This is a genomic window from Streptomyces sp. NPDC001678 (assembly GCF_042892945.1).
Taxonomy (GTDB): domain Bacteria; phylum Actinomycetota; class Actinomycetes; order Streptomycetales; family Streptomycetaceae; genus Streptomyces.
Genome location: NZ_JBIAUP010000001.1, coordinates 93,527 through 106,247, shown reverse-complemented (window position 1 = coordinate 106,247; position 12,721 = coordinate 93,527). Strand labels below are relative to the sequence as shown.

The following is a 12,721-nucleotide window of genomic DNA, read 5'->3' as shown; positions in this document are numbered from 1 at the left end:
GCAGCGGTGAGCAACCCCGATGGCGGCGCTCGGCGGTGCCGAACCCGCATACGGCGATGGCCCGCTCCCCTTTCGCGGGGGAGCGGGCCATCGCCGTATCTTCCGGGGGCCCGTCAGGGCGACGCCGGCGGGTACAGGTCGCGCGGAAGGTGGGCCGCCGCGGCCGCGTCCAGCAGCCACAGCGTGCGCCGCGTGCCGTACGCGCCCGCCGCCGGGGCCTGCACCTCGCCCGCGCCGCTCAGCGCGAGCGTCACCGCCCCGGCCTTGTCCTCGCCCGCCGCCAGCAGCCAGACCTCCCGGGCCGCCCGGATCGCCGGGAGGGTCAGGGAGACCCGCGTCGGCGGGGGCTTCGGCGCGCCGTGGACGCCGACGACCGTGCGCTCCGTCTCCCGTACGCCCGGAAGCTCCGGGAAGAGGGAGGCGACGTGGGTGTCCGGGCCGACGCCCAGCAGCAGGACGTCGAAGGCCGGCACGGGGCCATGGTCCTCGGGGCGGGCCGCCGCGGCCAGTTCGGCCGCGTAGGCCTCCGCCGCCGCGTCCGCGTCGTCGTACGTGCCGTCCGCCGCGGGCATGTAGTGCACCCGCTTCGGGTCCAGCGGCACCGCGTCCAGCAGGGCCTCACGGGCCTGCGTGGCGTTGCGCTCGGGGTCGCCCTCCGGGAGGAAGCGCTCGTCGCCCCACCACAGGTCCAGCCGGGACCAGTCGACCGCGTCCCGGGCGGGCGCCGCGGCGAGGGCCGCGAGCAGCCCGTTGCCGTTGCGCCCGCCGGTGAGGACGACGGACGCGGAGCCGCGGGCGGCCTGGGCGTCCACGATCTTCGTGATCAGCCGGGCCGCCGCGGCCTGGGCCATCAGCTCCTTGTCCCGGTGCACGACGATCTGGGGCGTGCTCACTTCTTCGCCGCCTTCTTGCCCTGGGTCTGGCCCTGACCCTGGGTCTGGCCCTGAGTCTGGCCCTGGGAGGGCGCGGACGGCTTGGGCGCGGCGGAGGGCTCGTCCGACTTCGGCGCCACCGGCGCCGCGTTCAGCCGGTCCACGCCGTACTTGACCGAGGACGCGTAGATGTCGTCCGGGTCCAGCCGGCGCAGCTCCTCCGCGAGGAGCTCGGCCGTGTCGCGGCGCTTGAGCGCCACGGCCCGGTCGGGCTGGCCGCGCATGGAGAGCGTGGCCAGGGCGCCGTCGGGGCGGTCCAGGGTGACGACGCCGTTCTTGGTCTCCAGCCGGACGGCCGTGAGACCGGGGCCGCCCGAGACCGAGCGCGTCACGGGCACCCCGAGGCGGTCGCCGAGCCACATGGCCAGCAGCTCACCGCTGGGGTTGTAGGGCTCGCCCTCCACCTCGGCCGAGGTGATCTCGATGCCGGGCTGCTGGTCCAGGGCGGCCGCGAGCATGGAGCGCCACGGCGTGATCCGGGTCCAGGCCAGGTCGGTGTCGCCGGGCGCGTAGTGCGCGGCGCGGGCCGACAGCTCGGCGACGGGCTCCTCGGCGGTGTAGGTGTCGGTGACCCGGCGCTGGCCGAGCGCGCCGAGGGGGTCCTTGGCCGGGTCGCTCGGGGAGTTGACCGGCCACCAGACCACCACGGGGGCGTCCGGCAGCAGCAGCGGCAGCACGACCGACTGGGCGTGGTCTATGACGTCGCCGTAGAGCCGCAGCACCACCGTCTCGCCGGCGCCGGCGTCCGCGCCCACCCGCACCTCGGCGTCGAGGCGGGCCTGGGCGCGGTCGCGCGGCGAGCGGCTGACGCGCTTGATGACGACGAGCTTGCGCGAGGGGTGCTCGCGGGAGGCGTTGTTGGCCGCCTTGAGCGCGTCGTAGGCGTGCTCCTCGTCGGTGACGATGACCAGGGTCAGCACCATGCCGATGGCGGGGGTGCCGATGGCCCGGCGGCCCTGGACCAGCGCGTTGTTGATCTTGCTGGCCGTGGTGTCCGTAAGGTCGATCTTCATGGCCGACGCCAGCTCCGTCCGTCTCGTGCGAGCATCTCGTCCGCCTCGACCGGCCCCCAGGTGCCGGCCGGGTACTGCGCGGGCTTGCCGTGCTTGTCCCAGTACTCCTCGATCGGGTCGAGGATCTCCCAGGAGAGCTCGACCTCCTTCAGGCGCGGGAAGAGGTTCGACTCGCCGAGCAGGACATCGAGGATGAGCCGCTCGTACGCCTCGGGGCTGGACTCGGTGAAGGACTCGCCGTAGGCGAAGTCCATCGAGACGTCCCGGACCTCCATCGAGGTGCCCGGTACCTTCGAGCCGAAGCGCACGGTCACGCCCTCGTCCGGCTGCACCCGGATGACCAGGGCGTTCTGCCCCAGCTCCTCGGTGGCGGTCCGGTCGAAGGGGGAGTAGGGGGCGCGCTGGAAGACGACCGCGATCTCGGTGACGCGGCGGCCCAGCCGCTTGCCGGTGCGCAGGTAGAAGGGGACGCCCGCCCAGCGGCGGTTGTCGATCTCCAGCTTGATCGCGGCGTAGGTGTCGGTCTTCGACTTGGGGTCGGTGCCGTCCTCCTCGAGGTAGCCGACGACCTCCTCGCCACCCTGCCAGCCGTGGGTGTACTGACCGCGGACGGTCTCCTTGCCGAGGTCCTTGGGCAGCGAGACGGCGCCCAGCACCTTGGTCTTCTCCGCGGCCACCGCGTCGGCGTCGAAGGAGGCGGGCTCCTCCATCGCGGTCAGCGCCAGCAGCTGGAGCAGGTGGTTCTGGATGACGTCACGGGCGGCGCCGATGCCGTCGTAGTAGCCGGCGCGGCCGCCGATGCCGATGTCCTCGGCCATGGTGATCTGTACGTGGTCGACGAACGACCGGTTCCAGATCGGCTCGAAGAGGGTGTTGGCGAACCGCAGCGCCAGGATGTTCTGGACCGTCTCCTTGCCGAGGTAGTGGTCGATGCGGAAGACCGCCTCGGCCGGGAACACCTCGTGGACGATCCGGTTGAGCTCCTGGGCGCTCTTCAGGTCGTGACCGAAGGGCTTCTCGATGACGGCGCGCCGCCAGGAGTTCGCCTTCTGGTCGGCCAGGCCGTGCTTCTTGAGCTGCTGGACGACCTTGGGGAAGAACTTCGGCGGTACGGACAGGTAGAAGGCGAAGTTGCCGCCCGTGCCCTGCGCCTTGTCGAGCTCCTCGATGGTGGTGCGGAGCGTGTCGAAGGCGTCGTCGTCGTCGAAGTCGCCCGAGACGAACCGGCAGCCCTGGACCAGCTGCTGCCAGACCTCCTCGCGGAAGGGGGTGCGCGCGTGCTCCTTGACGGCGTCGTGCACCACCTGCGCGAAGTCCTCGTCCGCCCACTGCCGGCGGGCGAAGCCGATCAGGGAGAAGCCCGGCGGCAGCAGGCCGCGGTTGGCCAGGTCGTACACGGCGGGCATCAGCTTTTTACGGGACAAATCGCCCGTGACGCCAAAGATGACCAGGCCCGACGGCCCCGCGATACGCGGGAGCCGTCGGTCCAGAGCGTCACGCAGCGGATTGCTGCTGCTCAATTTCATGCCTCCGGAGCGAGGCGCTTGAGCTCCGCCTCAGTGGACTTCAGCAGGTCGTTCCACGACGCCTCGAACTTCTCGACGCCCTCGTCCTCCAGCAGCTGGACGACCTCGTCGTACGAGATGCCCAGCTTCGCGATCGCGTCGAGCTCGGCCTTGGCCTGCTCGTACGTGCCGCGCACCGTGTCACCGGTGATCTGACCGTGGTCGGCGGTGGCCTCCAGGGTGGCCTCCGGCATGGTGTTCACCGTGTTCGGCGCCACCAGGTCGTCCACGTACAGCGTGTCCTTGTAGGCCGGGTCCTTGACGCCGGTCGAGGCCCACAGGGCGCGCTGCTTGTTGGCGCCGGCCTTCTCCAGGGCCAGCCAGCGGTCCGAGGAGAAGACCTCCTCGTAGGCCTGGTAGGCCAGGCGGGCGTTGGCCAGGGCGGCCTTGCCGCGCAGCTCCTTGGCCTCGTCGGTGCCCAGCGCGTCCAGGCGCTTGTCGATCTCGGTGTCCACGCGGGACACGAAGAAGGACGCGACCGAGTGGATCAGGGACAGGTCCTGGCCGGCGGCCTTGGCCTTCTCCAGACCGGTCAGGTAGGCGTCCATGACCGCGCGGTAGCGCTCGAGGGAGAAGATCAGCGTGACGTTGACGCTGATGCCCTTGCCGATCACCTCGGCGATGGCCGGCAGGCCCGCCTTGGTGGCCGGGATCTTGATCAGGGTGTTGGGGCGGTCCACCAGCCAGGCCAGCTGCTTGGCCTCGGCGATCGTGGCGGTGGTGTTGTGCGCCAGACGGGGGTCGACCTCGATGGAGACCCGGCCGTCCTGGCCGCCGGTGGCGTCGAAGACCGGGCGCAGGATGTCGGCGGCGTCACGGACGTCCGCCGTCGTGATCATGCGGATGGCCTCGTCGACGGTGACCTTGCGGGCGGCGAGGTCGGTGAGCTGCTGCTCGTAGCCCTCGCCACCGGAGATCGCCTTCTGGAAGATCGACGGGTTGGTCGTCACACCCACCACGTGGCTCTGGTCGATGAGCTCGGCCAGGTTGCCGGACGTGATGCGCTTGCGGGACAGGTCGTCCAGCCAGATCGCGACGCCTTCGTCGGAGAGGCGCTTGAGTGCGTCTGTCATGGGTTCTGCATCTCCTACAGGTTGTATACGGGCGCCGTCAGCGACGGGCGGCGTCGGCGATCGACTCGCGGGCGGCCTCGACCACGGCGTCCGAGGTCAGGCCGAACTCGCGGTAGAGCACCTTGTAGTCGGCGGAGGCGCCGAAGTGCTCCAGCGAGACGATCCGGCCGGCCTCGCCGACGTAGCGGTACCAGGTCAGGCCGATACCGGCCTCGACCGCCACCCGGGCCTTGACGTCCGGCAGCAGCACGCCGTCGCGGTACGCCTGGTCCTGCTCCTCGAACCACTCGACGGACGGCATCGAGACCACACGGGTCGGGACGCCCTCGGCCTGGAGCGCCTCGCGGGCCTCGACGGCCAGCTGGACCTCGGAACCGGTGGCGATCAGGATCACCTGCGGACGGCCGCCCTCGGCGTCGAACAGGACGTAGCCGCCCTTGGCCGCGCCCTCGTTGGCCTCGTACGTCGGGACGTTCTGGCGGGTGAGGGCCAGACCGTGCGGCGCGGGCTTGGCGGTGTGCCGCTTGACGATCTCGCGCCAGGCGATGGCCGTCTCGTTGGCGTCGGCCGGGCGGACCATGTTCAGGCCCGGGATGGCGCGCAGCGCGGCCATGTGCTCGACCGGCTGGTGGGTCGGGCCGTCCTCGCCGAGACCGATGGAGTCGTGCGTCCAGACGTAGGTGACCGGCAGCTTCATCAGCGCGGCCAGGCGCACGGCCGGGCGCATGTAGTCGGAGAACACCAGGAAGGTGCCGCCGTAGATACGCGTGTTGCCGTGCAGCGCGATGCCGTTCATGGTCGAGCCCATGGCGTGCTCACGGATGCCGAAGTGGACCGTGCGGCCGTACGGGTTCGCCTCCGGGAGGGGGTTGCCCACGGGGAGGAAGGACGACGACGGGTCGATCGTGGTGTTGTTCGAGCCGGCGAGGTCGGCGGAGCCGCCCCACAGCTCGGGGATCACGCCGCCCAGCGCCTTGAGGACCTCGCCGGACGCCTTGCGGGTCGCGACGTCCTTGCCGGCCGGGAAGACCGGGAGGGCCTTCTCCCAGCCGTCGGGCAGCTCGCCCGCGGTGATCCGGTCGAGGTCGGCGGCGCGCTCCGGGTTGGCCTCGCGCCAGACCTGGATCTGCTTGTCCCAGGCGGCACGGGCCGCGCGGCCGCGGTCGACGACCTGGCGGGCGTGGGCGAGGACCTCGTCCTCGACCTGGAAGTGCTGCTCGGGGTCGAAGCCCATGACCTTCTTGGTCGCGACGATCTCGGCCTCGCCGAGCGCCGAACCGTGCGAGGCCTCGGTGTTCTGGGCGTTCGGGGCGGGCCAGGCGATGATCGTGCGGGCCGCGATGATCGACGGGCGCTCGGTCTCGGCCTTGGCGGCCTGGAAGGCCGCGTACAGCGCCTGGATGTCGAAGTCGCCGTTGGGGGCCTGCTCGATGCGCTGGACGTGCCAGCCGTAGGCCTCGTAGCGCTTGAGGACGTCCTCGGAGAAGGCCGTCTCGGTGTCGCCCTCGATCGAGATGTGGTTGTCGTCGTACAGGGCGACGAGGTTGCCCAGCTTCTGGTGACCGGCCAGCGAGGACGCCTCGGCGGAGATGCCCTCCTCCAGGTCGCCGTCGGAGACGATCGCCCAGACGGTGTGGTCGAAGGGGGACTCGCCCTTCGGGGCCTCCGGGTCGAACAGGCCGCGCTCGTAGCGGGCGGCCATGGCCATGCCCACCGCGTTGGCGATGCCCTGGCCCAGCGGGCCGGTGGTGGTCTCCACACCGACGGTGTGGCCGTGCTCCGGGTGACCCGGGGTCTTGCTGTCCCAGGTGCGGAAGGCCTTGAGGTCCGCCAGCTCCAGCCCGTAGCCCGCCAGGAACAGCTGGGTGTACAGGGTCAGGCTGGTGTGGCCCGGGGAGAGGACGAATCGGTCCCGGCCCAGCCAGTCGGCGTCGCTCGGGTCGTGCCGCATCAGCTTCTGGAAAAGCAGGTAGGCGGCGGGAGCCAGGCTCATGGCCGTGCCGGGATGGCCGTTGCCGACCTTCTGCACGGAGTCCATGGCCAGGACGCGGGCGGTATCGACGGCCCTCTGGTCCAGTTCGGTCCATTCGAGGTCTGTGGTGGTCGGCTTGGTGCTCACCCTCGGATCAGGGCTCCTCTCCACATATGCGATCTGCCGGGGGCGGTATGTTCCGCCACGACGCGGCGCTGACGAGCCTACCCCCGCCTGGACGGGCGTTTTTTCGACTCACAGTCGGGCCGCACGGCTCTCATTTGATCGTCGAGTTCGCGTCGAGCGATCCTCGATCATCTGATCGCCGACCCGGGCAACCGCACCCGGACGGGATTCATTCCCTCCCCGGTGCGGGGGCCTCCTCTCCAGCCTGCCGGGCCCGGCGCCCGCCCGCCTCCCGGAGGGGACCGTTCTGCCGGGGTTCGGCCCCGTTCGGCCCGGTGGACCCGGCGTCTCAACACGACCCCACCCCGGCGGAGGCCCCGATGTCCCCTGCGTCTAGAGTGGCGTAGTACGCGCAAGCCTTTACCCGGGATTCACGCCCGGACGAGCTTGCTGGCCTTATCTCTCTCAGGGGTGTGCGTGACGGCCGTCGAATCCCGTCCTGCGGGGGTGCTCGCAGAGAGCCCTGGTCACCGGCCGTTCGGGGCCCGGGTCAAGGGTTTCGTGGCACTGACGAAGCCGCGCGTCATCGAGCTGCTGCTGATGACGACGGTGCCGGTGATGTTCCTCGCGGCCGAGGGCGTCCCGGACCTGTGGCTGGTGCTGGCCACCTGCGTCGGCGGTTACCTGTCCGCCGGTGGCGCGGGTGCGTTCAACATGTACTACGACCGTGACATCGACGCGATGATGGACCGTACGTCCCAGCGTCCGCTGGTCACGGGCATGGTGTCCGCCCGCGAATGCCTGGTCTTCGCCAGCGCGCTGACCGTCGGCTCGACGGTGTGGTTCTGGTTCCTGGTCAACCCCTTGTCGGCGATGCTCTCGCTGGGCGCCAACGCGTTCTACGTCGTCGTCTACACGATGATCCTCAAGCGGCGTACCGCGCAGAACATCGTGTGGGGCGGCATCGCGGGCTGCCTGCCGGTCATCATCGGCTGGTCCGCCGTGAAGAACGAGGTCTCCTGGGCCTCCCTGATCCTCTTCCTCGTCATCTTCTTCTGGACGCCGCCGCACTACTGGCCGCTGTCGATGAAGGTGAAGGACGACTACGAGCGCGTCGGCGTGCCGATGCTGCCGGTCATCGCGGGCAACAAGGTCGTGGCCAAGCAGATCGTCCTCTACAGCTGGGTGATGGTCGGCGTGTCGCTGCTGCTCCAGCCGCTGGGCTACACCGGCTGGTTCTACACGGCCGTCGCCGTGCTGTGCGGCGCCTTCTGGCTGAAGGAGGCCCACGCCCTCCAGGCCCGCGCCAACGCCGGCATCACCGGCGCGAAGCTCAAGGAGATGCGGCTGTTCCACTGGTCGATCACCTATGTGTCGCTGCTGTTCACGGCGGTCGCGATCGACCCGTTCCTGCGCTGAGCGCCCGGTAAGGGGCGCGGGGAACTGCGCGACCAGCCACGGACGGCCCGCAGCCGGCCGACCGCACCGGACTCCGCCGATGGGCGGGGGGGGGGGGGGGCGCCCCCCCCCCCCCCCCCCCCCCCCCGGGGGGGCCCCCCGCGGGGGGGGGCCCCCCCCCGCCCCCCGCCGCCCCCCCCGCCCCCCCCCCCCCCGCCCCCCGCGGGGGGGGGGGGGGGGGGCCCCAACCCCCCCCCCGCCGCCCATCGCCGTTTGGGCTACCCGTCGGTAGCATCCTGGCCATGGCAGACACCAAGCAGGCAGCGGCCGACCCCAAGCGGGCCGCGAAACTGGCCAAGCAGATCACCGCTTTCGCCAAGAGCCACGGCGGTGGCGCGGAGGGCCAGCTGGCCCACATAGGGCGGGGCACCACCCGGATCGCCCTCGTCGGCGCCAACGGCGAATGGGGCAACCTCGTCGCCCGCGACATGGAGACCGCGCAGGAAGCGGCCAGGCTCGCCGGGATCACCCTCCACGACGACTTCGACGGGGAGATGGCCGCCAAGGTGCGTACGGGCCCCTACGAGTGGTCCCGCATGGCCGGCATCCAGATCGGCGGGCCGAGGAACCCCGGCGATAACTGACGGCCCCCTCGTCCGTTAGACCCACCGGGAGCGGCGCCCCGGCGCCGCGCGGTGGGGACCGGCGAGGAGGGGGCGCGATGGACGCCAGGAAGGACGGCGGCATACCGCCGCTCGTCGACCAGTACAGCCACGGCGCCGTCCACGCGGATCTGGGGCTCGGGGAGTTCGAGACCCATCTGGCCGAGGCCGCCGGGTCCAGCGGGCCCGCGCCGCCCGGCACCACCTTCTTCGACAGCCGCGCGGGCCTGGCCGTACGCCGCTGGTGCCCGCCCCTGCTGGGGCTGGAGCCGCACTGCGCGCCCGTGCGCTATCTGGCCCGCCGCCGCGAACTGGGCGCCTACCGCGCCGGCCGTCTGCTGCTGCGCGGCGCGGGCATCGGGACGTTCCTGCTGGAGGCGGGCGCGACCGGCGCCCTCGCCCTCACCTCGCCGGACGAGCTGGCCCGCGCCGCCGAGGGCCGCGCCCACGAGGTCGTCCGGCTCGAACCGCTGGCCGCGCGGATCGCCGACACGACCGGAGGTTTGGACGCCTTCCTCGCGTATACGGCCGAAGCCCTCTACACGGCCTCAGCGAGCGCCACCGCCTTCGCCACCGGCGTCGCCTTCTGCGACGACAGCCCACCGGACGCGGCCGAGGTGCGCGAGGCCACCGGACGGTGGCTGCGCACGCGCCGCACCGGGGACACGCCGGACGACCCCGTGCTGATCCGCCATCTGCTGTGGAGCGCGGTCGCCACGGGCCTGCCCGTCCAGCTGCACTGCGCGCGGCCGCAGCGGCTGGCCGGCTTCCTGCGGGCCACCGCGAGCCGGGGCGTGGACCTGGTGCTGCTCGCGGACCCCTGGCACCGGCGGCAGGCGGCCCAGCTGGCCGCTGCCTTCCCGCACGTCTACGCGGACGTCGGGACCCGGCCGGAGGAGACGCTGCGCGAAGCCCCGTTCGGCAAACTGCTGTTCTCGACCGGGGCGCGGGCCCTGGCGGAGCTGTACGTGGTGGCCGCCCGGCTGTTCACCCGCGCCATGGAACGGCTGATGGGGGACTGGGTGGCCGACGGGTGGTGCCGGGCGGCGGAGGCGGCACGGATCGCCTCCCTCGTCGCGGCCGGCACCGCGCGCAGGGTCTACCGGCTGGACGCGGCGGCCGTCTGAAGCGCCTCGTGCTCACCGGCGGGAGCGGGCAGCACCGGCGCCTCGCCGCGCTCGCGCAGCGACAGGAACACCCGCAGCACGGCGACCCACATCAGACAGGAGCCGAGCATATGGGCGCCGACGACCACCTCGGGCGAGTCGTTGAAGTACTGCACATAGCCGATCGTGCCCTGGAGCATGATCACGACGAACAGCTCGACGACCTTGCGGCGCGGCCCCTCCGGGGACTTCACGGCCCGCAGCGCGAACCACAGTGCCACGGTGAGGCCGATGACGATGTAGACGAAGTCGACGTGCAGCTGGGTGACCTCGTGCCAGTCCAGCGGGATGCGGTGGACGTCCTTGGAGGCGTCGCCCGCGTGCCTGCCCGAGCCGGTGACCACCGTGCCCGCCACGATCAGCAGGGCGCTCGCGACGACCAGCACCCAGCCGAGCTGGCGCACCGGACGGGCCACCACGTCACGCGGCTCGTCGTCGCCCTCGCGGGTCCGCAGCCACATGATCGTGGCCACCGTCAGCAGCGAGGTGGCCGCCAGGAAGTGCGCGGCGACGATGTACGGGTTGAGGCCCGTCAGCACGGTGATGCCGCCGATGATGCCGTTGCTCGCGACGATCCAGAACTGCGCCCAGCCCAGCTTCGTCAGGCTGCGGCGGCGCGGGGCACGCGCGCGTGCCGCCACGATCGCCACACCGACCACCGCGCACAGCACGTACGTCAGCATGCGGTTGGTGAACTCGATGACGCCGTTGATGCCCATCGCCGGCGTGGGCGTCAGGCTGTCCTCGGTACAGGTCGGCCAGGTCGGGCAGCCGAGCCCGGACTGGGTGAGCCGCACCGCGCCGCCCGTCACGACGATGATCACGGACATGGCCACGCAGGCGAGCGCGGCCCGCTCGACGAAGCGGGCGGAGGGCTGCCAGCGGTCGGCGACGAGCTGGAGGGGGTTCAGCGTTTTCGGCACGGAAGTCATCGTAAGGGGACGCTTGTGCACGGATTCACGAGGGTCCCGCGTGCGCCCCGGCGCGTCCTACTCCCAGCGGAAGAAGCGCGCGGCCGCGCCCAGGCCCAGCACGGCCCACACGGTGAGGATGCCGAGGTCGGCCCAGGGCATGCCCGCGCCGTCGCGCAGCACGTCGCGCAGGCCGTCGGAGAGCGCGGAGATGGGCAGCGCCTCCAGCGCCGTGCGGACGGCGCCCGGGAACTTCTCCAGCGGGACGATCACCCCGCCGCCGACCAGCAGCAGCAGGAAGACCAGGTTCGCGGCCGCGAGCGTCGCCTCGGCCTTGAGCGTCCCGGCCATCAGCAGGCCCAGCCCCGAGAACGCGGCCGTCCCCAGGACGAGCAGCAGAACGACGGCGAGCGGGTTGCCGTGCGGCGACCAGCCGAGCGAGAACGCGACGGCCGTCAGCAGCGCGATCTGCAGGACCTCGGTGACCAGCACGGCGGCCGTCTTCGCGGTCATCAGCCCCCAGCGCGGCAGCGGGGACGCGCCGAGCCGCTTGAGCACGCCGTAGCGGCGCTCGAAGCCCGTCGCGATGGCCTGCCCGGTGAAGGCCGTGGACATCACGGCCAGGGCGAGCACACCGGGGGTCAGGAAGTCGACGGACTTGCCGCTTCCCGTGTCGATGATGTCGACGGCGCTGAAGAGCACCAGCAGGAGCGTGGGGATGACCACGGTCAGCAGCAGCTGCTCGCCGTTGCGCAGCAGCATCCGGGTCTCCAGCGCGGCCTGCGCGCGGATCATCCGCGACAGCGGCGCGGCCCCGGGGCGAGGGGCGAAGGTGCCGGTGGAGGTCATGCGCGCAGCTCCCTGCCCGTAAGTTCCAGGCTGCATTCCTCCGGGGGACAACCCCCGGACCCCCGGCCGGTCCGTGCGTACCCGGTCATGCCCGCAGCTCCCTACCCGTCAGTTCCAGAAACACGTCCTCGAGCGTGTGCCGCTCGACCGTTATGCGGTCCGGCATGACCCCGTGCTGGGCGCACCAGGACGTCACCGTCGCGAGCAGCTGCGGGTCGACCGTGCCGTTGACGCGGTACGAGCCGGGGGCCGGCTCGGCGGCGGCGGAGTCGGCGGGCAGCGCCTTGAGGAGCGAGGCGAGGTCCAGGCCGGGCCGGCCGCTGAAGCGCAGGGTGTTCTCGGCGCCGCCCTTGCAGAGCTTCTCCGGGCTGCCCTGGGCGATGACCTTGCCGCCGTCGATGATGGCGACGTCGCCGGCGAGCTGTTCCGCCTCGTCCATGTAGTGCGTGGTCAGGACGACCGTGACGCCGTCGGCGCGCAGCTCGCGCACCAGGTCCCAGGTGGCGCGGCGGGCCTGGGGGTCCAGGCCGGCCGTCGGCTCGTCGAGGAAGACCAGCTCGGGGCGGCCGACGACGGCCATGGCGAGCGAGAGGCGCTGCTGCTGGCCGCCGGAGAGCCTGCGGTACGTCGTACGGCCGCAGTCGCCCAGCCCGAGCCGCTCGATCAGCATGCCCACGTCCAGGGGGTGGGCGTGGAGGGACGCGGTGTGGCGCAGCATCTCCTCGGCGCGGGCGCCCGCGTAGACGCCGCCGCTCTGGAGCATCACGCCGACGCGCGGGCGCAGGCCGGCGGCGTCGGCGAGGGGGTCCAGGCCGAGGACGCGGACGGTGCCGGCGTCGGGCCGCCGGTAGCCCTCGCAGGTCTCGATGGTGGTGGTCTTTCCGGCGCCGTTGGGGCCCAGGACGGCGGTCACGCCGCCGCGCGCGACGGTCAGGTCGAGACCGTTCACCGCGGTTTTCGTCCCGTACCGCTTGACCAGGCCGTGGACCTCGACCGCGGGCTCTTCATGCATGCGGGAAGTGTACGGAGGGCGGGGCGGAACGGACCCCGGCGG

Annotated in this window: 11 protein-coding genes; 3 read left to right on the top strand and 8 right to left on the bottom strand. The window is 72.0% G+C overall.

Annotation, left to right across the window (positions count from 1 at the left end; translation table 11 throughout):
• Positions 1–113 precede the first annotated feature (113 nt).
• Genes pgl through tkt form a run of 5 tightly spaced genes read right to left on the bottom strand, consistent with a single transcriptional unit; the run spans position 114 to position 6,702 of the window.
• Positions 114–893, bottom strand: a complete 780-nt coding sequence (gene pgl, locus ACFYZR_RS00530) for a 6-phosphogluconolactonase (RefSeq protein ID WP_391902825.1) — start codon at positions 891–893, stop codon at positions 114–116.
• Positions 890–1,945, bottom strand: a complete 1,056-nt coding sequence (gene opcA / locus ACFYZR_RS00525; protein ID WP_391902822.1) for a glucose-6-phosphate dehydrogenase assembly protein OpcA — start codon at positions 1,943–1,945, stop codon at positions 890–892. Before opcA ends, pgl begins: the two co-directional genes overlap by 4 nt.
• Positions 1,942–3,465: a glucose-6-phosphate dehydrogenase gene (zwf, locus tag ACFYZR_RS00520; RefSeq protein WP_391904301.1), complete on the bottom strand. Its 1,524-nt coding sequence runs from the start codon at positions 3,463–3,465 to the stop codon at positions 1,942–1,944. Before zwf ends, opcA begins: the two co-directional genes overlap by 4 nt.
• Before the next feature lie 2 nt (positions 3,466–3,467).
• Positions 3,468–4,583 carry a transaldolase gene (tal, locus tag ACFYZR_RS00515; RefSeq protein ID WP_391902819.1) on the bottom strand — a complete coding sequence of 372 codons (1,116 nt, stop codon included), beginning with the start codon at positions 4,581–4,583 and terminating at the stop codon, positions 3,468–3,470.
• 37 nt (positions 4,584–4,620) lie between these two features.
• Complete coding sequence (gene tkt, locus ACFYZR_RS00510; protein WP_391902816.1) at positions 4,621–6,702, bottom strand: transketolase; 2,082 nt, start codon at positions 6,700–6,702, stop codon at positions 4,621–4,623.
• A 456-nt stretch (positions 6,703–7,158) separates the two neighbouring features.
• Between tkt and ACFYZR_RS00505 the strand changes: the two genes are divergently transcribed.
• The 3 genes from ACFYZR_RS00505 (at position 7,159) to ACFYZR_RS00495 (ending at position 9,868) form a co-directional block, all read left to right on the top strand.
• Positions 7,159–8,100: a heme o synthase gene (locus ACFYZR_RS00505; protein WP_391902813.1), complete on the top strand. Its 942-nt coding sequence runs from the start codon at positions 7,159–7,161 to the stop codon at positions 8,098–8,100.
• A gap of 281 nt (positions 8,101–8,381) precedes the next feature.
• The gene (locus ACFYZR_RS00500) at positions 8,382–8,723 is read left to right on the top strand and encodes a hypothetical protein (protein ID WP_391902811.1); all 342 of its coding nucleotides are present in this window, start codon (positions 8,382–8,384) and stop codon (positions 8,721–8,723) included.
• A 77-nt stretch (positions 8,724–8,800) separates the two neighbouring features.
• Positions 8,801–9,868: an amidohydrolase gene (locus ACFYZR_RS00495; protein ID WP_391902810.1), complete on the top strand. Its 1,068-nt coding sequence runs from the start codon at positions 8,801–8,803 to the stop codon at positions 9,866–9,868.
• Here the strand turns inward: ACFYZR_RS00495 and ACFYZR_RS00490 are convergent.
• The 3 genes from ACFYZR_RS00490 to ACFYZR_RS00480 form a co-directional block, all read right to left on the bottom strand.
• Complete coding sequence (locus ACFYZR_RS00490) at positions 9,841–10,830, bottom strand: heme A synthase (RefSeq protein ID WP_391902808.1); 990 nt, start codon at positions 10,828–10,830, stop codon at positions 9,841–9,843. The two genes, ACFYZR_RS00495 and ACFYZR_RS00490, sit on opposite strands and share 28 nt — an antisense overlap.
• A 66-nt stretch (positions 10,831–10,896) precedes the next feature.
• Positions 10,897–11,667: an ABC transporter permease gene (locus ACFYZR_RS00485; protein ID WP_391902806.1), complete on the bottom strand. Its 771-nt coding sequence runs from the start codon at positions 11,665–11,667 to the stop codon at positions 10,897–10,899.
• A gap of 85 nt (positions 11,668–11,752) precedes the next feature.
• Positions 11,753–12,679: an ABC transporter ATP-binding protein gene (locus ACFYZR_RS00480; protein ID WP_391902804.1), complete on the bottom strand. Its 927-nt coding sequence runs from the start codon at positions 12,677–12,679 to the stop codon at positions 11,753–11,755.
• Positions 12,680–12,721: the final 42 nt, after the last annotated feature.